Annotated in this window: 20 protein-coding genes, 1 tRNA gene and 1 pseudogene; 5 read left to right on the forward strand and 17 right to left on the reverse strand. The window is 69.0% G+C overall.

Features of this window, described 5'->3' with window-relative positions:
• Position 1: 1 nt before the first annotated feature.
• From ACW7GZ_RS02675 to ACW7GZ_RS02700, 6 genes are all read right to left on the reverse strand, one after another.
• On the reverse strand, positions 2 to 2,389 hold the full coding sequence (locus ACW7GZ_RS02675; RefSeq protein ID WP_457007670.1) for a glycosyltransferase family 2 protein: 2,388 nt from the start codon (positions 2,387 to 2,389) through the stop codon (positions 2 to 4).
• Positions 2,386 to 3,570, reverse strand: a complete 1,185-nt coding sequence (locus ACW7GZ_RS02680) for a trans-sulfuration enzyme family protein (protein ID WP_457007672.1) — start codon at positions 3,568 to 3,570, stop codon at positions 2,386 to 2,388. Before ACW7GZ_RS02680 ends, ACW7GZ_RS02675 begins: the two co-directional genes overlap by 4 nt.
• Positions 3,571 to 3,662: 92 nt before the next feature.
• Positions 3,663 to 5,039 carry a pyridoxal-phosphate dependent enzyme gene (locus ACW7GZ_RS02685; protein WP_457001143.1) on the reverse strand — a complete coding sequence of 459 codons (1,377 nt, stop codon included), beginning with the start codon at positions 5,037 to 5,039 and terminating at the stop codon, positions 3,663 to 3,665.
• Positions 5,040 to 5,208: 169 nt separating this feature from the next.
• The gene (locus tag ACW7GZ_RS02690; RefSeq protein WP_457001141.1) at positions 5,209 to 5,427 is read right to left on the reverse strand and encodes a YdcH family protein; all 219 of its coding nucleotides are present in this window, start codon (positions 5,425 to 5,427) and stop codon (positions 5,209 to 5,211) included.
• A gap of 365 nt (positions 5,428 to 5,792) precedes the next feature.
• The gene (locus tag ACW7GZ_RS02695; protein WP_457001139.1) at positions 5,793 to 6,398 is read right to left on the reverse strand and encodes a hypothetical protein; all 606 of its coding nucleotides are present in this window, start codon (positions 6,396 to 6,398) and stop codon (positions 5,793 to 5,795) included.
• Positions 6,395 to 6,754 carry a DUF4398 domain-containing protein gene (locus ACW7GZ_RS02700; protein ID WP_457001137.1) on the reverse strand — a complete coding sequence of 120 codons (360 nt, stop codon included), beginning with the start codon at positions 6,752 to 6,754 and terminating at the stop codon, positions 6,395 to 6,397. The genes ACW7GZ_RS02695 and ACW7GZ_RS02700 overlap by 4 nt, the downstream gene beginning before the upstream one ends.
• Positions 6,755 to 6,878: 124 nt before the next feature.
• On the opposite strand from ACW7GZ_RS02700, the gene ACW7GZ_RS02705 reads away from it, so the two are divergent.
• Positions 6,879 to 7,994, forward strand: a complete 1,116-nt coding sequence (locus ACW7GZ_RS02705) for a PilT/PilU family type 4a pilus ATPase (protein ID WP_457001135.1) — start codon at positions 6,879 to 6,881, stop codon at positions 7,992 to 7,994.
• Positions 7,995 to 8,069: 75 nt separating this feature from the next.
• Here the strand turns inward: ACW7GZ_RS02705 and maiA are convergent, their stop codons facing one another.
• The 6 genes from maiA to rplM form a co-directional block, all read right to left on the reverse strand.
• Positions 8,070 to 8,774 carry a maleylacetoacetate isomerase gene (gene maiA / locus ACW7GZ_RS02710; protein WP_457001133.1) on the reverse strand — a complete coding sequence of 235 codons (705 nt, stop codon included), beginning with the start codon at positions 8,772 to 8,774 and terminating at the stop codon, positions 8,070 to 8,072.
• 86 nt (positions 8,775 to 8,860) lie between these two features.
• Positions 8,861 to 9,850, reverse strand: coding sequence for a fumarylacetoacetate hydrolase family protein (locus ACW7GZ_RS02715; protein WP_457007674.1), 990 nt, complete (start codon positions 9,848 to 9,850; stop codon positions 8,861 to 8,863).
• 247 nt (positions 9,851 to 10,097) lie between these two features.
• A complete protein-coding gene (locus ACW7GZ_RS02720) occupies positions 10,098 to 10,841 on the reverse strand; it encodes a 2OG-Fe dioxygenase family protein (RefSeq protein ID WP_457007676.1) in 744 nt (247 codons plus the stop codon).
• 108 nt (positions 10,842 to 10,949) lie between these two features.
• Positions 10,950 to 11,024 (reverse strand) — tRNA-Gln (locus tag ACW7GZ_RS02725).
• A 50-nt stretch (positions 11,025 to 11,074) separates the two neighbouring features.
• Positions 11,075 to 11,467, reverse strand: coding sequence for a 30S ribosomal protein S9 (rpsI, locus tag ACW7GZ_RS02730; protein WP_457001127.1), 393 nt, complete (start codon positions 11,465 to 11,467; stop codon positions 11,075 to 11,077).
• A 3-nt stretch (positions 11,468 to 11,470) separates the two neighbouring features.
• Complete coding sequence (gene rplM / locus ACW7GZ_RS02735; protein WP_343255050.1) at positions 11,471 to 11,899, reverse strand: 50S ribosomal protein L13; 429 nt, start codon at positions 11,897 to 11,899, stop codon at positions 11,471 to 11,473.
• Positions 11,900 to 12,078: 179 nt separating this feature from the next.
• On the opposite strand from rplM, the gene coq7 reads away from it, so the two are divergent.
• Positions 12,079 to 12,720: a 2-polyprenyl-3-methyl-6-methoxy-1,4-benzoquinone monooxygenase gene (gene coq7, locus ACW7GZ_RS02740; protein ID WP_457007678.1), complete on the forward strand. Its 642-nt coding sequence runs from the start codon at positions 12,079 to 12,081 to the stop codon at positions 12,718 to 12,720.
• Here coq7 and sugE read toward each other — a convergent pair.
• Entirely contained in the window at positions 12,717 to 13,034 is a 318-nt protein-coding gene (gene sugE / locus ACW7GZ_RS02745) for a quaternary ammonium compound efflux SMR transporter SugE (protein ID WP_457001123.1), read from the reverse strand. The two genes, coq7 and sugE, sit on opposite strands and share 4 nt — an antisense overlap.
• A 184-nt stretch (positions 13,035 to 13,218) precedes the next feature.
• Entirely contained in the window at positions 13,219 to 14,010 is a 792-nt protein-coding gene (gene speD / locus ACW7GZ_RS02750) for an adenosylmethionine decarboxylase (protein WP_457001121.1), read from the reverse strand.
• Positions 14,011 to 14,225: 215 nt separating this feature from the next.
• Here speD and crp point away from each other — a divergent pair, with 215 nt between their 5' ends.
• The 3 genes from crp (at position 14,226) to ACW7GZ_RS02765 (ending at position 16,185) form a co-directional block, all read left to right on the forward strand.
• Positions 14,226 to 14,858 (forward strand): cAMP-activated global transcriptional regulator CRP, encoded by a 633-nt coding sequence (gene crp / locus ACW7GZ_RS02755; RefSeq protein WP_457001120.1) that lies wholly within the window; start codon positions 14,226 to 14,228, stop codon positions 14,856 to 14,858.
• Positions 14,859 to 14,864: 6 nt separating this feature from the next.
• Positions 14,865 to 15,332 (forward strand): GNAT family N-acetyltransferase, encoded by a 468-nt coding sequence (locus ACW7GZ_RS02760; RefSeq protein ID WP_457001118.1) that lies wholly within the window; start codon positions 14,865 to 14,867, stop codon positions 15,330 to 15,332.
• Positions 15,333 to 15,432: 100 nt separating this feature from the next.
• Entirely contained in the window at positions 15,433 to 16,185 is a 753-nt protein-coding gene (locus ACW7GZ_RS02765) for a sulfite exporter TauE/SafE family protein (RefSeq protein WP_457001116.1), read from the forward strand.
• Between the two features lie 114 nt (positions 16,186 to 16,299).
• Here the strand turns inward: ACW7GZ_RS02765 and ACW7GZ_RS02770 are convergent, their stop codons facing one another.
• The 3 genes and pseudogenes from ACW7GZ_RS02770 to trpD form a co-directional block, all read right to left on the reverse strand.
• Positions 16,300 to 17,151: a haloacid dehalogenase-like hydrolase gene (locus tag ACW7GZ_RS02770; protein WP_457001115.1), complete on the reverse strand. Its 852-nt coding sequence runs from the start codon at positions 17,149 to 17,151 to the stop codon at positions 16,300 to 16,302.
• Positions 17,148 to 17,969 (reverse strand): indole-3-glycerol phosphate synthase TrpC, encoded by an 822-nt coding sequence (gene trpC, locus ACW7GZ_RS02775; RefSeq protein ID WP_457001113.1) that lies wholly within the window; start codon positions 17,967 to 17,969, stop codon positions 17,148 to 17,150. The genes ACW7GZ_RS02770 and trpC overlap by 4 nt, the downstream gene beginning before the upstream one ends.
• Positions 17,970 to 18,100: 131 nt before the next feature.
• Positions 18,101 to 19,126, reverse strand: a pseudogene (trpD, locus tag ACW7GZ_RS02780) (anthranilate phosphoribosyltransferase); the annotation flags it as partial.
• Positions 19,127 to 19,168: the final 42 nt, after the last annotated feature.

A 19,168-nucleotide genomic window follows, 5' to 3' on the forward strand; every position in this document is an offset into this window, starting at 1 on the left:
GTCAGCCGCCCGCCTGGCGGATGCTCGACATGTCGACGCCGCGGCGCAGCGCGGGATCCGGCCGGACGCAGGCCGCCACGCTGCCGCGCAGGGCCTGCTTCAGGGGCAGCCGCGGCGGGATCGCCAGCGGGAAATCGTGGCCCTCCAGCCCCAGGTTGGGGTTGTAGGCGGGATCCCAGCGCAGCGCCTTGCCCCAGCGCGTGACCATCGCGTTCACCTCGCGGGAGAAGCGCGCCTTCTTCTCGGGGTTGTCCTCGTAGCCGCGCGACGCCGATTCGTGGTGGTACAGCTCGGCCCACGGCGTCCACACGTTGTAGTAGCCGCGTTCGGCGACGCGCAGGCAGAAATCGACGTCGTTGAACGCGACCTCCAGCGATTCGTCCAGCCCGCCGACTTCGTCGAAGACCTCGCGCCGCACCAGCAGGCAGGCCGCGGTCACCGCGGTCAGGTTCTGCGCGAGCAGGCCGCGGTTCTGCTGCCCCGGGTAACCGCGCGGCAGCCCGACGTAGGCGTGGCCGGCCACGCCGCCCAGGCCGATGACCACGCCGGCGTGCTGGATGCGGTCGTCGGGGTAATAGAGCATCGCGCCCACGGCGCCGGTGCGCGGGCGCACGGCATGGCCGACCATCTCCTCCAGCCAGCCGGCGTGGATCGCCTCGATGTCATTGTTGACCAGGCCGACGATGGCGCCGTCGCTTGCGCGCACCGCCGCGTTGTTGATGCGCGAGTAGTTGAACGGCGACTCGTCGCGCAGCACGCGGACCAGGCCGTTGCCGTCGATCGCGCGCAGGTACTCCAGCGTCTCCGGATCGCTGGACTGGTTGTCCACGACCAGCAGGTTGTAGTCCGGGTAGCGGGTCAGCCGGGTGATGCTGTCGATGCAGGTGCGCAGCAGGTCCACGCGGTCGCGGGTGGGCACCACCAGGCTGACGCGCGGCGCCGGGGACGGCACCGCGTAGTGCACGCGGTAGCCACCGGTGACGGCTTCGACGCGCGCGCCGTGGTCACCGGTGTCCTCCAGGTGGTCCTCGATCGCCCTGCGGCCGGCGTCTTCGGTGTAGTCCTTGGCGCTGCCCGAAAGCGCGGTTGAGCCTTCGATGGCCCGCCAGTGGTACAGCACGTGCGGCACGTGGCCGATCTCGCCCGGCGACAGGCGCGCCGCGCAGCGCAGGGCGAGGTCGTGGTCCTGGCTGCCTTCGAAGCCGCGCCGGAACCCGCCCACGGCGCGCACCAGCGATGCGTCATACACCCCCAGGTGGCACAGGTAGTTCTGGCTCCGCAGCAGCTCGGGGTTCCAGTCGGGCTTGAAGTACGGGTCGAAGCGCGTCCCGTTCGCGTCGAGCTTGTCTTCGTCGGAATAGAGCAGCTTCAGCCCCGGCTGCTCGTTGATCGCCTTCACCACCAGGTACAGCGCGTGCGCGGTGATCTCGTCGTCGTGGTCCAGCAGCGCCACGTACTCGCCGCGGGCCGCTTCCAGTGCGGTGTTGGAGGCTTCGGAGATATGGCCGTTGCGCTCGCGGCGGATCACGCGGATACGCGGGTCCAGCGAAGCGTATCCGGCCAGCACCTCGGCCACCCGTGGATCGGGCGAAGCATCGTCGACCAGACACAGCTCCCAATGCGGGTAGACCTGCGCGCGCACGCTCTCGATGCAGCGGCGCAGGTAGTCCTCCGGCGTGTTGTAGACCGGCACCAGGACCGAGACCAGCGGACGCCGGGCCAGGCGCTCGCAGCGCTGCCGGACCATGTTCAGGTCGGCATCCGACAGTCGGTCGAAGCGTTCGATCCAGGCGGCGTAATCAAGCGACACCACGCCGCCGCGCGCGCGCTCTTCGTGCATCAGGTACAGCCAGTCGCCGAAGCCGCCGACGCCGCCCTGGCGGAAGCTGTCGAAGGCCTCGCGCGCGGCGAACGACCACAGCGACCGGTCGCGGCTGAGCCGCGCCCACAGCCGCGCGCACATGCGCGCCGCCGCGGTGAACGTGCCCATCGGCACCAGCGCCGCGCGATGGATGGTGAAGCTGCACGGCGCCGTCGACGGGTCGAAGCGCAGCGAAACCACGTCGTGGTCCAGGCGAACCACCGCGCGCAGCGGCTTGCCGCCCTGCACCGTGGGCGCGAAGTTGATTCGGCTGCCATCGCCCGCGCCGGCGCCGTAGTCGGGATAGAAGCAGGGGTTGTCGAAGTAGCCGTCGGCGACTTCGATGTCGAGTTCCAGCAGGTACCAGCCCGCGCGGAAGCGTTCGCCGCCGCGGTGGCTCACCAGGAACTGTGGGTCCACGCCCACCGCGGACCAGGCCCGGGCGGCGCCGCTTGCGGGGAGGGCCTCAAGGTGGTGCATCGGCTCCAGCAGGAGTTCGATCGCACCGCGCCCGAGCGTTTGCCTCATGCGAGCGCATCGTCCAGGTCGCGGCGCAGGTCTTCGAGCGTCTCGACGCCCACGCTGAAGCGCAGCAGATTGTCGCCCATGCCCAGCGCCGCGCGGCGCTCGGCCGGGACCGAGCCGTGCGTCATCACCGCGGGATGGTTGACCAGGCTCTCCACGCCACCGAGCGATTCGGCCAGGGTGAACAGCTGCAGCCGCTCGCACACCCGCTTGGCGCCGTCGAACCCGCCCTTGATGCGCACAGAAACAATGCCGCCGCCGCCATCCATCTGTCGCGCGGCCAGCGCCTGCTGTGGATGCGAGTCCAGGCCGGGGTAGATCACCGCTTCGACCGCCGCATGGCCCTGCAGGTATTCCGCCAGCGCCAGCGCGTTGTCGCAGTGCGCGCGCATGCGCAGGTGCAGCGTCTTCAGGCCGCGCAGCGCCAGGAAGCTGTCGAACGGCCCCTGCACCGCGCCCACCGAGTTCTGCAGGTAGGCCAGCTTCTCGGCCAGTTCGGCGTTGTCGCCAACGACGACCATGCCCCCGACCATGTCGGAGTGGCCGTTGAGGTACTTGGTGGCCGAGTGCAGCACCAGGTCGGCGCCGTGCTCGAGCGGGCGCTGCAGGATCGGCGAGGCGAAGGTGTTGTCGACCACCATCAGCAGGCCGCGTTTGCGGGCGATCGCGGAGATCGCCTGCAGGTCGACGATCTTGAGCATCGGGTTGGTCGGGGTCTCGACCCAGACCATGCGCGTCTTCGGCGTGATCGCGGCCTCGAACGCGGCCGGATCGGTGAGGTCGACGAAGCTGAAGTCCAGCCCCGCGCTGCGCCGGCGCACGCCTTCGAACAGGCGGTAGCTGCCGCCGTAAAGGTCGTCCATGGCGATCACGTGGTCGCCGCTGTCCAGCAGCTCCAGCACGGTGGAGGACGCCGCCAGTCCGGATGCGAACGCGAACCCGCGGCTACCGCCCTCAAGCCCGGCCACGCAGCGCTCGTAGGCGAAGCGGGTCGGATTATGGGTGCGGGAATATTCGAAGCCCTGGTGGACGCCGGGGCTGGATTGGGCATACGTTGAGGTGGCGTAGATCGGGACCATCACCGCGCCGGTGGACGGATCCGGCGACTGCCCGGCATGGATCGCCCGGGTGCCGTGGCCCCATTTGGCGAGGTCTGCGCCCGTCTGGTCGTGGTCGTCCTGCATGCCGGCATTTCCGCTGGAAAAGACCGCCAATTGTATCATCCGGGCGCGCGGAACCCGGTCTGGAGCTGAGTCGGGGCTGACTCCCCGCGCCCTCAGCCGGCGCGCCTCCGCAGCCAGTTCAGCAGGTCGATCCGGGTGATGAGGCCGAGGAACCGGTCGCCATCGGTCACGATCGCCACCTTGCCGGCATCGAACACCGGCAGCAGGGCCTCGACCGGCGACTTCACGTCCAGGACCTCGAGCTTGCTGACCATGGCGGTCGACACCGGGTCGCGGAAGCGTGCCTCGTCGCCATAGACGTGCAACAGCACGTCGGACTCGTCGAGGATGCCCGCCAGGCGTTCGCCGTCCATCACCGGCAGCTGCGAGATCTCGTACAGCTTCATGCGCTGGTAGGCGGTGACCAGGAGGTCGTTCGGGCCCACCACGACCGTGTCCTTCTGGCTGTAGGGCCGCAGGATCAGGTCGCGCAGGTCACCGTGCTGCTCGCGCTCGATGAAGCCGTTGTCGAGCATCCAGTAGTCGTTGTACATCTTCGACAGGTACTTGTTGCCGGTGTCGCAGACGAACACCAGCACCTTTTTCGGCTCCGTCTGCTCGCGGCAGTACTTCAGCGCCGCGGCCAGCAGGGTGCCGGTGGACGAGCCGCCGAGGATGCCCTCGGTCGCCAGCAGCTCGCGTCCGGCCAGGAAGCTTTCCTTGTCGCTGATCGCGTAGGCCTTCTTCACCCGGCTGAAGTCGGAGATGGTCGGCAGAAAGTCCTCGCCGATGCCCTCGACCATCCAGCTGCCCGACTTTTCGGACAGGGTGCCCTCGTTGATGTATTCGGTCAGGATCGAGCCCACCGGATCGGCAAGGATCATCTCGACTCCAGGCGCATGCTCCGCGAAGCAGCGCGACAGGCCACTCATCGTCCCTGAGCTTCCGCAGCCGAAGACCACGGCATCGACACCACCGACCTCGGCCATCTGCCGCAGGAGCTCCGGCCCGGTGCCGAACTCGTGCGCGGCCGGATTGTCCGGATTGCCGAACTGGTTGATGAAATAGGCGCCCGGGGTTTCGCTGGCGATGCGCTGGGCCAGGTCCTGGTAGTAGTCCGGGTGGCCCTTGGCGACGTCCGAGCGGGTCAGCACGACCTCGGCGCCCATGGCCTTGAGGTTGAAGATCTTCTCCCGGCTCATCTTGTCAGGCACCACCAGCACCAGCTTGTAGCCCTTCTGCTGCGCCACCAGCGCCAGGCCGATGCCGGTATTGCCGGCGGTGCCCTCGACCAGGGTGTCGCCGGGCTTGATGTCGCCGCGCTTCTCGGCGGCCTCGATCATGCTCATGCCGATGCGGTCCTTGATCGAACCGCCGGGATTCTGGCTTTCGAGCTTGAAATAGAGCTCGCAGCTGCCGGCGTCCAGGCGCTGTGCCTTGACGATGGGCGTATCGGCGATGAGTCCGAGGACGGATTCGTGGATCGGCATGTCGGGCGACCTGTCAGTGCGAGACGGGGCGCCGATTATCGCATCGCGCGCGGAAGCGCGTGGGCCGCATGGGGCCTGTGGCGGGCCGCGAATGCGGGCGGCGGCGACCGACGAGGATGGGCGCCGCCGCCCGCGACAGCTTTCGATCTTTACGTGGGGGATTCAGCGATCAGTGGTCGAGCGCCTGGTACATCGTGGAGAGGCGATCCTTGGCCGCAAGCTTCTCGCGCTTCATCTGCGACAGCGTGGTGTCGTCGATCGGCAGCACGCCGAGTTCGGCGTCCAGCACCTTCTTGTCGAGTTCCTTGTGGTGGTGGTACAGGCGCCTGAACTCGGGATTCTTGCTGAACAGCGCGTCGAGTTCCGTCTGGGGTTGCCCTTCGAACATGGAGACCTCCTTCAGCCTGGCCCGCGCATGCGTGCCGCGCGGGCATGCAAAAACGCCCCGGGCCTGGAGGCACGGGGCGTGTCGAGTGGAACGGCGGTGGCAGGACACGGACACGGCCCCTCGGGAACTTCCGCGGGAGCTTGCCCGCGGCGACGTTCCCATTGGAGCCGCTGCTGTCCGTCACGATGCCGTCCCTTCAGCGAGGCGGTGCCGCGTGGCGGAACCAGCCTCTCGACTCGACCCTACTCTTCCCCGGCAGGGCCGGCAAGGGTGCCGGCCGCGCCCTCCGGACGGGGTCCGGGGAAGGTTCAGGAAGGTCGCCGGAATGGCCTCCGGCGCTGCCCGGGAGCGGCCCGCGGCTGCCTTCAGCGCGGGTCTTCGAGGGACTTCAACAGCTCGGCTTCCTGGCGCTTGAGCTCGGCCTCGCGCTCGCGGGCCGCCCGCAGGCGCGCGGCCTGCGTGCTGGCGACGTCGTCCAGGACGCCTTCGGCACGCTGGCGGGCGCCGGATTCGATCTCCGCCTCCAGCCGCAGCCGCTCGGCCTCTTCGGCCTGGATCTGCGCCTGGATGCGCAGGCGCTCGGCCTCGGCGCGCGCGCGCGCGGCGTCCTGGCGGCTGGCCTCGACCAGGAGCTCGCTGCGCTCGCGGTCCAGGCGCTCCACCTCGCGCCGGGACAGTTCGGTCGCGGCGGCGATCTCCGCGATCTCGATGCGCCACTCGGCTACGTGCTGCGCGTCCTTCCGTGCCTGCGCCCCGCGCGTGGCGGCCAGCGCATCGACGGCCTGGCGCGCGCGCAAGCGCTCGTAGGCGGCCAGCGAACGGCGATCGGGATCGGCGTCGAGTGCCAGCAGGCGGGCCGCGAGCGCAGCGCCCGCGTCGTCGGTGGCAGCCGGGCGGGACTGCTGGGCCAGGGCCGCGCCGGGAAGAAGCAGCAGGGCCGCAAGCGCCGCGGCAAGGACGGAGCGGTTCATCGCTGGTCCTCCATGCCCAGGCTCCGGCGCAGCGAAGCGACCTCGGCGCGGCGCTGGGCCAGGGTGGCATCGACCTGTGCCTGTGCGCTGCGCGCGCTGGCGAGGTCGGCCGAGGCCTCCGACAGCCCGGCCAGGGCGCGGGCGTCGCGCTCCTTGCCGGCGGTCATGGCCGCCTGGGCCCGGCTCAGGGCGGTGCGGGCCCGGTCCAGGTCCTGCGGGGCGTACTGCTGGGCGTCGGCCGCATCGGCTCGCGCCACTGCCTGCTGGGCGGCCGAAAGCTCGGCAGTGGGCGCCGGCAGGGTGGCGCAGCCGGCAAGCGCGACTGCGAGAACGAGACACGCGCCATGCAGGCGCATTTGGAAGTGTGCGAAGCTTGTGCGCATAAGGGGGCCGCCGCGGGGAAAGGGGACGCACGGCCATTGTCAACAGCATCCGCCCGGATCGCAAACATCCGGTGCGGCGCGATAGGGGAATCCCACGATGGACATCGGCTACTTCCTGAAGCTGATGACGGAGAAGAACGCCTCCGACATGTTCCTGACCACCGGTGCGCCGGTGTACATCAAGGTCGAGGGCAAGCTCTATCCCCTCGGCAATACCGGCCTGCCCCCCGGCATGGTCAAGAAGATCGCGTACTCGCTGATGGACGAGGGCCAGGTGCCGCAGTTCGAGCGCGACCTGGAGCTGAACATGGCGCTGTCGCTGGCCGATTCCGGCCGCTTCCGCGTGAACGTGTTCAAGCAGCGCGGCGAAGTCGGCATGGTGATCCGCGCGATCCGCAGCGTGATCCCCTCGATCGAAGAGCTGCAGCTGCCACAGGTCCTGAAGGAGATCATCATGGCCCCGCGCGGGCTGGTGCTGATCGTCGGCTCCACCGGCTCCGGCAAGTCGACCACGCTGGCGTCGATGATCGACCATCGCAACACCACCACCGCGGGCCACATCCTCACCATCGAGGATCCGATCGAATACCTGCACCGGCACAAGAAGTCGATCGTCAACCAGCGCGAGGTCGGCCTGGATACCCACGCCTTCCACAACGCGCTGAAGAACGCGATGCGCGAGGCGCCCGACGTCATCCTGATCGGCGAGATCCTGGACGCGACCACGATGGAGGCGGCGATCGCCTTCGCCGAGACCGGCCACCTGTGCCTGGCGACGCTGCACTCCAACAACGCCGACCAGACCATCGAGCGCATCCTCAACTTCTTCCCCGAGGCCGCGCACAAGAACGTGCTGATGAACCTGTCGCTCAACCTCAAGGCGGTAGTCAGCCAGCGCCTGGTGGTGGGCATCGACGGCCGCCGGATGCCGGCGACCGAGGTCCTGATCAACACACCAATGATCCGCGACCTGCTGCGACGCGGCCAGGTGCACGAGGTCAAGCAGGCCATGGAAGAGTCGCTGGAGGAAGGCATCGAATCCTTCGACCAGTGCCTGTTCCGCCTGTACAAGGACGGCCGGATCGAGCGCGAGACCGCGCTGCGCGCCGCCGACTCGCGCGACGGCCTGGACCTCAAGTTCCGCCTGTCCGAAGGCGGTGACGGCGAGCACGACCCCTACGCCGAGATCTTCGACAGCGGGCAGTCGCACTGACGCGCGTTGCGCGCCCACCCGTGGGAGCGGCCATGGCCGCGAATCGCCGCTATAGCGGCTCCCACGAAGGCGGACTTACGTCACTGGTGCGTCGGGCTGGCGCTCCGGGCGCGCGGCGTCGAAGGCCGGCAGCGCCAGGCAGTGTCGTTCGATGCGGTCGATGATGGGATACGCGGCCATGTCGATGCCGAAGCGCCTCGCGTTGTAGACCTGCGGCACCAGGCAGCAGTCGGCGATGGTCGGCTGGTTGCCGTCGCAGAACTCACCGGTGGACGGGTTGTCCGCCAGCAATGCCTCCAGCGCGCGGAAGCCCTTGTCGATCCAATGCTTCACCCAGACCTCGCGCTCGGGCTGGGGCACGCCCCAATCGTGTTCGAGGTACTGCAGCACGCGCAGGTTGTTGAGCGGATGGATGTCGCTGGCCACCACCTGTGCCAGCGCCCGCACCCGTGCGCGGTCGCGCGCAGTGGCCGGCAGCAGCGGCGGCTCCGGCCACATTTCGTCGAGGTACTCGATGATCGCCAGCGACTGGCGCAGGTTGCGCTGGCCATGCTGGAGCACCGGCACCAGCTCCTGGGGATTGAGCGCGGCAAAGTCGGCGCCATGCTGTTCGCCGCCGCCGCGCACCAGGTGCACGGGGACGGTGTCGTACTTCAGGCCCTTGAGGTTGAGGCCGATGCGCACGCGGTAGGCCGCGCTTGAACGCCAGTACGAGTGCAGGCACAGCGCCCCGTTGCCGTTGCCGTTCCCGCCCATCGCCACTTCGCTCTCGGCCGCCATGCTCTCCCCTTGACCAGTCCCCGCCCCACCCGTCCCGGCCCAGCCGGATCTGCACGCCCGGCGCGCGGCGCGGTCCGCCTTTTGCCTCAGGGGGCGGCTTGGTGCTCGATGCGCTGTTCGATGGCGCCAAAGATCGAAGCGCCCTCGCCATCGAGCATCTCGATCCGTACCAGGTCGCCAAACGACATGAAGGGCGTCCGGGGTGCGCCGTGCTCGAGGGCCTCGACGGTTCGCCGTTCGGCGAAGCACGAGGCACCCAGCGAAGTGTCTTCGTTTGCGATCGTCCCTGAACCAACGATGGTTCCGGCGGAAAGCGGCCGCGTCCGCGCCGCATGCGCGACCAGCTGGGCGAAGTCGAACTGCATGTCCACGCCCGCCTCGGGCGCACCGAACCACTCGCCGTTGACGTGGGTGACCAGCGGCCGGTGCAGCTTGCTGCCGCGCCAGGCGTCGCCCAGCTCGTCGGGGGTCACGAACACCGGCGACAGCGCCGAGCGCGGCTTGGACTGCAGGAAGCCGAAGCCCTTGGCGAGTTCTCCGGGAATCAGGTTGCGCAGGCTGACGTCGTTGACCAGACCGATGAGCTGGATGTGGCCGGCGGCCTGCTCGGCCGTGACCGCCATCGGCACGTCGTCGGTGATGACCACGATCTCGGCCTCGAGGTCGATGCCGTGCTCTTCGCTGGTCACGCGCACCGGGTCGCGCGGCCCGAGGAAACCGGCGCTGGTGGCCTGGTACATCAGCGGGTCGGTGTAGAAGCTTTCCGGCACCTCGGCGCCGCGGGCGCGGCGAACGCGGGCCACGTGCGGCAGGTAGGCACTGCCGTCGAGGAACTCGTAGGCGCGCGGCAGCGGTGCCGCCAGCTGCGCGGGCTCGAGGTCGAAGCTGCCGTCGGCGCTGTCGGCATCGAGCGCCGCGGCAAGCGCGACCAGGCGCGGTGCCGTGTTAGACCAGTCTTCCAGCGCCTGCTGCAGCGTCGACGCGATCCCGGTCGCACGCACGGCGCGCGACAGATCGCGCGACACCACCACCAGCGTGCCGTCGCGGCCGCCCTCTTTCAAAGAACCCAGCTTCATTGCCACTCCGCAGAAAGTCTCAACCCCCGGATTGTAGCGGGGCGACGGCGGGACGGTTGCGAAAGCATTTTTTGCCACGGATTTACGCGGATAAGCGCGGATAGAGCAAAAAAGGTCCATCCACTGACAGAGCGAAAGTCCGTGGAGGCTTGCGGCACGTCCGCGCAATGTCGGGATGCCTTGATACCGTTGATGCGGCTTTTGCCCTATCCGCGCTTATCCGCGTAAATCCGTGGCAAAAAAGCTCTTAATCCTCACCTTGGAACGCCCCGGCCCGATAGGTCAGGACCAGGGTGTCCCGATGCCCATGGCCGTCTGGCGACAGGGGCTGGATGGGCGTGGATTCGTGGATGACGCGGGTGTCGTCCATCAGCAGCAGCGACCAGGGGGCTTCGAGGGTGAAGCGGTGGCCGTCAGGACCTGCCGCATCGAAGACGCGGGTCTCGCCGCCCTTGATGCCCTCGCGGCCGACCATGAACACGGCGACGAAGTCGACGCCGTCGCGGTGCGCGCCTTCCGGGGTCGGGCGGCCGATGCCGTCACTGGTGTCGATGCGGAACTGGTGGGCTTCGACGTGCCAGGGACCGGCGTCGCGTACCCCGCTGCACAGCACGCCCAGCGCGCCAAGCAGCCGCGCCCATGCCGGCTGCGACACCAGCTCCGGCGACAGCGGCTGGTACATGCGCTCCATGCCGCCGTGCAGGGCGTTGTAATCCAGCGACTGCCAGTGCGCGCGGTGCGGCGCCATGCGCGCTTCGCCGCCATCGACCACGAAACACGAATGCCGGCGACTGCGATAGCGGCCGCCGTCGCGCAGGTACTCGTCGGGAGGAAGTGCGCCCCAGCCCACGCCCAGGCCGGCGACCGCCTCCATCGAGAGCCCGGTGACCGCCGCCACCGCGGCCGGCGGCAGCACCGCGTAGCCATCGTCGCTCAGGGCCTGCGATTCACGGCCCTGGGGCGTATACGGCGGCGGAAAGATGACGCCCATGGCGATGCCCTCGACGGTTCGCGGACGACCGGTCCGACGCCACCGTCAGGCGCCGGGCCCGGAAAGCACGAAGCCCGCGCGAGGCGGGCTTCAGGGCTTGTTGCGATGTGGCAGCCCCGGAAGGATTCGAACCTCCGAATGCCTGAGTCAGAGTCAGGTGCCTTACCGCTTGGCGACGGGGCTATGCGGAAATTGTAACGCAGGATCGCGCGAAGCGATCCTGAATACAGCGATCAGCGCTTCGAGAACTGCGTGGCGCGGCGTGCCTTGTGCAGGCCGACCTTCTTGCGCTCGACTTCGCGGGCGTCGCGGGTCATGAAGCCGGCCTTGCGCAGCTCGGTCTTCAGGGTCTCGTCGTATTCCACCAGCGCGCGGGCGATGCCCAGGCGGATGGCGCCGGCCTGGCCGGTGGTGCCGCCGCCGTGGGTCGTCACGTAGATGTCGAAGCTCTCGGTGTTCTTCGTGAGTTCGAGCGGCTGGCGCACGATCATGCGCGCAGTCTCGCGACCGAAGAACTCGTCCAGCGGACGGGCGTTGACGGTGATGGTGCCGGTACCGCGGCGCAGGAACACGCGGGCGGTGGAGGACTTGCGACGGCCGGTGCCGTAATTCTGGGTGATTGCCATGACTTAGATATCCAGGACTTGCGGCTGCTGGGCGGCGTGCGGGTGCTCGGAACCCTTGTAGACCTTGAGCTTGCGGTACATCGCGCGGCCCAGGGTGTTCTTCGGGAGCATGCCCTTGACCGAATGCTCGATGACGCGCTCCGGGTGGCGCTCGAGCGCCTGCCCGAGGGTCTCGGACTTCAGGTTGCCGATGTACCCGGTGAAGCGGTAGTACATCTTGTCGGCGAGCTTGTTGCCGGTGACGTGGATCTTCTCGGCGTTGATCACGACGATGTAATCGCCGGTGTCGACGTGAGGGGTGTAGACGGGCTTGTGCTTGCCACGGAGGCGACGCGCGATCTCGGTGCTCAGGCGACCGAGGGTCTTGCCGGCGGCGTCGACCACGTACCAGTCGCGCTGGACGGTCTCGTTCTTGGCGGTAAAGGTTTTCATCGGGAACTCTCAGGGGTGACTGGTCGGGGTGGTTGCGCGGGCCATCGCCTGCGGAACTTCGCCACGCGTTTTCACGTTCAGGGAACGCAAGAGGCGGAATTGTACCGGCCACGCGGGCTCGCCGCAAGTTGCCGGCTTGCCATGTGGCCCACTCCGGCGCGCCGGCGCACAATGAAGGCATGACCACCCGCACCCTGTCCCCGATCGACCGCCTGCTGGCGGATGTCCAGAACGCCCTCGAGACCGTGGCCGGCCGGCCGCGTGCCGAACGTCCGAACCCCGGCGCCGACGAGCCCGAGGTCGAGCTGGACGCCGCCGAACGCCGCCACGCCGCCGGGCTCATGCGCATCAACCACGTCGGCGAGGTCTGCGCGCAGGCGCTGTATGTCGGCCAGGCCACCGTCGCGCGCGATCCGGCCACCCGGGCGCACCTGCTGGAGGCGGCACAGGAAGAGACCGACCACCTGGCCTGGTGCGACGACCGCCTGCGCGAACTGGACAGCCGGCCGAGCATCTTCAATCCGCTCTGGTATGCCGGCAGCTACACCATCGGCCTGCTGGCCGGGCTGCGCGGTGACGGTTGGAACCTCGGCTTCGTGGTCGAAACCGAACGCCAGGTCGAAGCCCACCTCGAAGAGCACCTGCAGACGCTGCCCGGCGCCGACCTGCGCAGCCGCGCCATCCTCGAGACCATGAAGGCCGACGAGGCCCGCCACGCCGACAACGCCGAGGCCGCCGGCGCCCGGGTGCTGCCACAGCCGATCCCGACGCTGATGGCGGCTGCCTCGAAGCTCATGAAGACCGTGGCCTACCGCCTCTAGGCTGAAACCAGCTTCAGGCCGATCACGCCGGCAACGATCAACCCGATGCACGCCAGGCGCGCCGGCGAAGCGCTCTCGCCCAGCGCCAGGATGCCGATGGTCGCGACGCCGACCGCGCCGATACCGGTCCAGGTCGCGTAGGCGGTCCCCACCGGGATCACCTTCAGCGCCTGGGTCAGCAGCCACAGGCTGATCGCCGCGGTGGCGACCGTCCACACGCTGGGCCACAGGCGGGTAAAGCCCTCGGTGTACTTGAGTCCGATCGCGAAGCCGATCTCGAACAGGCCGGCGAGCAACAGGTAGATCCATGCCATGGGGGCGTTTCCTCGGTAGATGCAATGAAAAACGGCCCGGAGCCTTCGCCCCGGACCGCCGTCGGTCTTCGTGCGCGGGACCAGGCCCCGCGTGCGGGTCGTCCCGCACTGTTGAATCGTCGCTGCATCCTGCCAGCGCCGTGTCGAACGCCGCGTAACCGGCGGCGCCCGATGCCAGGAACGTTCACACCACCAGGTTGCGCCCGTGGAACAGCTCCTCGATCTCGCGCTTGAGCAGCGTTTCGATCTTCATCCGCTCCTTGAACGACAGGTTCCGCGCCTTCTCCTCGAACAGGTACTGGTCGAGGTCGAAGTCCTTCAGGTGCATCTTGGTGTGGAAGATGTTTTCCTGGTAGACGTTGACGTCGAACATCTCGTAGCGGGCCTTGATGTTCTTGGCCAGGAAGTCCTGGATCGAATTGATCTTGTGGTCGATGAAGTGCTTCTTGCCCTTGATGTCGCGGGTGAAGCCGCGCACGCGGTAGTCGGCGATCACGATGTCCGACTCGAAGCTCTCGATCAGGTAGTTCAGCGCCTTCAGCGGCGAGATCACGCCGCAGGTGGCCACGTCGATGTCGGCGCGGAAGGTCGCGATGCCCTCCTGCGGGTGGGTCTCGGGATAGGTGTGGACGGTGATGTGGCTCTTGTCCAGGTGCGCGACCACGGCGTCGGAGATCACGCCCTTCGCGTCCGCCTTGTCGATCACCGGTTCTTCCGAGATCAGGATCGTCACCGACGCACCCTGCGGATCGTAGTCCTGGCGCGCGATGTTGAGGATGTTGGCACCGATGATCTCGGCGACGTCAGTAAGGATCTGCGTCAGCCGGTCGGCGTTGTACTCCTCGTCGATGTACTCGATGTAGCGCTGGCGCTCGTCCTTGGAGACGGCGTAGCTCACGTCGTAGATGTTGAAGCTCAGGGCCTTGGTGAGGTTGTTGAATCCCTGAAGCTTCAAGCGAGGCAGCGGTTTGACCACGTCGTGCGGACCCCGGTTCGGGCGGAAAGTCCGCGAGTATGCGGCAAAGGAGCCGCGGCTGCGACCGGCAACGGCTTGAGTCGGCCTACGGGGGATCAACGGTTTGCCGGATGCGGCCTGACGGCCTACTCTTGCTTCATCCCCCGTTTAACTTCTTCATGACTATCAGCCCTGTGGCCATAATCAGCATCGTCAAACGCCCCCTGCATCCACTCATGCCCTCACCGGCGACGATCGAGCGCTTCCTCGCGCACTGCCATCGTCGTCGCTACCCGCCCCGCACCGAGGTCTTCCGCCCGGGCGACCAGGCCGGGACCATGTACTACGTGGTCAGCGGTTCGGTCAGCATCATCACCGAGGAGGACGACGGCCGCGAACTGATCCTGGGCTACTTCGGCCCCGGCGAGTTCGTGGGCGAGATGGGACTGTTCATCGAGTCCGACGTCCGCGAGGTGATCCTGCGCACGCGGGTGCAGACCGAGCTGGCCGAGATCAGCTACGAGCGCCTGTACCAGCTGTTCGACGGCTCGCTGTCGGGTGACGCCACGCAGATCGTGTATTCGATCGGGGCCCAGCTCTCGCGGCGACTGCTCGACACCAGCCGCAAGGCCGGTCGCCTGGCCTTCCTCGACGTCACCGACCGCATCACCCGCACCCTGCACGACCTGACCCGGGAGCCGGAGGCCATGAGCCATCCCGACGGCACCCAGCTTCGGGTCTCGCGCCAGGAACTGGCGCGCCTGGTCGGCTGCTCGCGCGAGATGGCCGGACGCGTGCTCAAGAAACTGCAGATCGACGGCAAGCTGCACGCGCGCGGCAAGACCATCGTGCTGTTCGGCACCCGCTGAGCCCGGATGGTCGCGTTCGAGCCCCGCGGGGTGCTTCCGGACGCCGACCTGCGCAGCGCGTCGTCGATCGACGCGGACGATGTCGCCGCCCTGCTCTGCGCGCTCGGCTATCCCTGCGACACCGCGGATGCCGCGCGCCGGATCGCCGTGATCAGCGGCGACGACCGCCAGGCCCTGGTGGTGGCGCGCTGCGGCGGCATGGTCACCGGACTGATCGCGCTGGACTTCATGTACTACCTGCCGCTGGACACGACCACGTGCCGGATCACTGCGCTGGTGGTCTCGCCCGATGCGCAGGGCCGCGGACTCGGCCGCCAGCTGTTGCGCGAAGCCGAACGCCGCGCGCGTGCCGCCGGCGCCGCGCGGGTCGAACTGGCCAGCGGCTCGCAGCGCACCGACGCCCACGCCTTCTACAGGGCCTGCGGCTTCAGCGACGGCACCCTGCGCTTCATCAAGCGCCTGGGCGACGCCTGATCCGGGCCACGGCCCGACCCTGATCCACGACAAGGCGCCGTCACGCCCGGCTGGCTAACCTGCGCGCCTCCCGTCGGCGCGGCGCGCCTGGACAACCCGCATGGACCTGCTGGACAGCCCCTTCCTCCTGTTCGTGGCGATCGGCCTGTGCGCGCAGCTGGTCGACGGCGCGCTGGGCATGGCCTACGGCCTGGTGTCCTCTTCGATCCTGCTGGCGATGGGCATGCCGCCGGCGGCGGTGAGCGCCAGCGTGCACACCGCCGAGGTGTTCACCAGCGGCGTCTCCGGTGCCGCGCACGGACTGCTTGGCAACGTCGACCGCAGGCTGATGCTGCGCCTGGCGGTGCCGGGCGTGGTCGGCGGCGTCATCGGCGCCACGGTGCTCAGCCACGTCGATGGCGAGGCCATCCGCCCCTGGATCCATGGCTACCTGCTGGTGCTCGCCCTTCTGATCCTGCTGCGCGCGGCCGGGCGCCGGCTGCCGCGGGGCGAGGTGAAGCGCGTGGGGGTGCTCGGCTTCGTCTCGGGACTGCTGGATGCCATCGGCGGCGGCGGCTGGGGACCCATGGCCACCTCCACCCTGCTCGCCCACGGCGGCGAAGCGAGGACCAGCATCGGCACGGTCAGCGCGGCCGAGTTCGCGGTCACGCTGGCGATCTCGATCACTTTCCTGTTCTCGATCGGACTCGAGCACTGGCAGGTGATCCTGGGCCTGCTGCTGGGCGGGGTGATCGCGGCGCCGCTGGCGGCGCTGATGGTGCGCCACGTGCGCGAGCGGATCGTGCTGTTCGCAGTGGGCGGCCTGGTGCTGGCGATCTCGGGCTTCCAGATCTGGCGGGCCCTGGCCGGCTGAAGCCCCCGCCAATCGCCCCCCCCCGCAGGAGCAGGACCCACCATGGACGGGCATTGGCGCAGGCCCCAGGGAGGGCGTTGGTGCGGCCCCGGGGAGCCGGGCCTCAGCGCGGCTTCAAGCGCGGTCGGCCGGCAGCGTTCCGTCCGCACCGACGCCGACCGCAACCGGTTCGCCGCCGCGGCCCGGGCAGCCCCAGTTGAGGATCGGCGTGCCCGGCGGCAGCGCGCGGCGGAAGCGTTCGATCGAGCCCTGCTTCGGATTCACGACCACCGGCCGGCGCGCGCCGAGCAGCAGCGGCAGGTCGGCCCAGGAGTCGGAATAGGCGGCGTCGATGTCGCCCCAGCCGAGCTCGCGCAGCATCCGCATCTTCTCTTCGTTGTGGCAGTGGCGCGCGGCGACCACGGCGCCGAAGCGCGGGCCGGCCAGGGTGCCGACCACCGGTACGTCCTCGTGGGCGACGAAGGACAGGATCGCGCGCGCCAGCTCCGGCGGCGCGCCGGTCGCCACCACCACGCGGTCGCCCCGTTCGCGGTGGGCGTGGAAGACCTCAAGCGCCACCGGCAGCAGGCGGCCGCGGATGTCCTCGACGTGGTTGGCAACGTAGGCATCGATCAGCGCATCGAGTTCAGGCACGCGGTGGAAGCCGACGGTGCCGGCCCAGACGAAGCCGGAGATGCCCATGCGCCGCGTCGGCAGGAAGGCCACCATCGGGCCGAACACCGGCGCCAGCAGCAGCGCCAGCAGCCGGCGCCACCAGGTGCGCTTGATCAGCCAGGCGAACAGGTGGCTGCCGGAGTCGCCGTCGTAGAGCGTGTGGTCGAAGTCGAAGACGATCAGGGGGGCGTCGTCGCGCGGGGGCGCGTAGCGGCGCGCTTCGCCGGGATTCGCCGCTGTAGCGGCTCCCACAGGAACATCGCGACCTGCCTTGGTGGGAGCGGCCATGGCCGCGATGGGAGCGCCGCTCACGTGCCGAACATCCCGCGCAGCGCGTCGCCCGGGTCGGGGGCGCGCATGAAGGCTTCGCCGACCAGGAAGGCATCGACGCCAGCGCCACGCAGCAGCGCGACGTCGGCCGCGGTCATGACCCCGCTCTCGGTCACCAGGCGGCGGCCCTGCGGCGCCCGCGCCTTCAGCGCCAGCGTCGTGTCCAGCGAGACTTCGAAGCTGCGCAGGTCGCGGTTGTTGATGCCCAGCAGCGGCGCACGGCCGTCGACCGCCGGCAGACGCAGGGCGCGCTCGAACTCGTCGGCATCGTGCACCTCGGCCAGCACGTCCATGCCCAGCTCCAGCGCCTGCACGCAGAGGTCGTGCAGGCGCGCATCGTCCAGGCCGGCCAGGATCAGCAGCACGCAGTCGGCGCCCAGCACGCGGGCTTCGTCGACCTGGTAGCCGTCGACGATGAAATCCTTGCGCAGCACCGGCAGCGAGCACGCGTCGCGCGCCTGCAGCAGGTAGTCGTCGGCGCCCTGGAAGAAGTCGACGTCGGTGAGCACCGAGAGGCAGGCCGCGCCGCCGGCTTCGTAGCTGCGCGCGATCGCGGCGGGATCGAAGTCCTCGCGGATTACGCCCTTCGACGGGCTGGCCTTCTTGACCTCGGCGATCACCGCGGCGTGCCCGGCGGCGATCTTCGCTTCGAGCGCGGCCGCGAAGCCGCGCACCGGCGGCGCATCGGCCAGGCGCGTGAAGATCTCGGCCGGCGACACGCGCAGGTTGCGCTCGGCGACCTCTTCGACCTTGCGCGCAAGGATGCGTGCGAGTACGTCCGGCGCCTGGGTCGTGCTCATGCCTCGTCCCCTGCAGCTCGCCCGCTGGTATCGATCGCGGCTGTAGCCGCTCCCAAAGAAGCGCCCGGAGCCCCCGTGGGAGCGGCTGTGGAAGCCGCTGCGGGAGCGGCCATGGCCGCGATCGTATCGGCCGCCAGCTCGCGCGTGGCGGCGACGAATTGGTCGAGCTTCGCCTTCGCCGCGCCCGAAGCGATGGTCGCGCGCGCCAGCTCCACGCCGGCGGCGATCGAATCCGCCACGCCCGCGACGTACAGCGCCGCGCCGGCGTTGAGCGACACGATCCGCCCCGGCAGGCCGTCGGCGTCGCTGATCGCCTCCAGCACCATGGCCTTGGACTCTTCCGCGCCATCGACCTTCAGGTTGCGGCTGGCCGCCATCGGGATGCCGAAGTCCTCCGGATGGACTTCGTACTCGCGCACCTTGCCGTCGCGCAGCTCGCCGACCAGGGTGCCGGCGCCCAGCGAGATCTCGTCCATGCCGTCGCGGCCCCAGACCACCAGCGCGCGTTCGGCGCCCAGCTCCTGAAGCACGCGCACCTGTATGCCGACCAGGTCGGGATGGAACACGCCCATCAGGATCGCCGGCGCATCGGCCGGGTTGGTCAGCGGCCCGAGGATGTTGAACAGCGTGCGCACGCCCATCTCACGGCGCACCGGCGCGACCACCTTCATCGCCGGGTGGTAGGCCGGCGCGTACATGAAGCCGATGCCGGTGCGCGCGATCGATTCGGCCACGGCCCCGGGCGGCAGCTCGATCGTTGCGCCCAGCGCTTCGTACGCATCGGCGCTGCCGGACGTGGACGACACGCTGCGTCCGCCGTGCTTTGCCACACGCCCGCCGGCGGCCGCGATCACGAAGCTCGAGGCCGTGGAAATGTTGAAGGTGTTGGCGCCGTCGCCGCCGGTGCCGACGATGTCGACCAGGTGCGTGCGATCGGCCACTTCCACCCTGCGCGCCAGCTCGCGCATCGCGCGGGCCGCGCCGGTGATCTCGCCCACCGTCTCCTTCTTCACCCGCAGTCCGATGATGATCGCCGCGGTCATCAGCGGCGAGACTTCGCCACGCATCATCTGGCGCATGAGGTCGAACATTTCGTCCTCGAAGATCTCGCGGTGTTCGATGGTGCGCTGCAGGGCTTCCTGGGGGGTGATGGGCATGTCGGGAACTGGCTTCTGTCGGCGATGGGGGGATGCCGGGAG

The organism is Luteimonas sp. A537 (genome assembly GCF_054052065.1).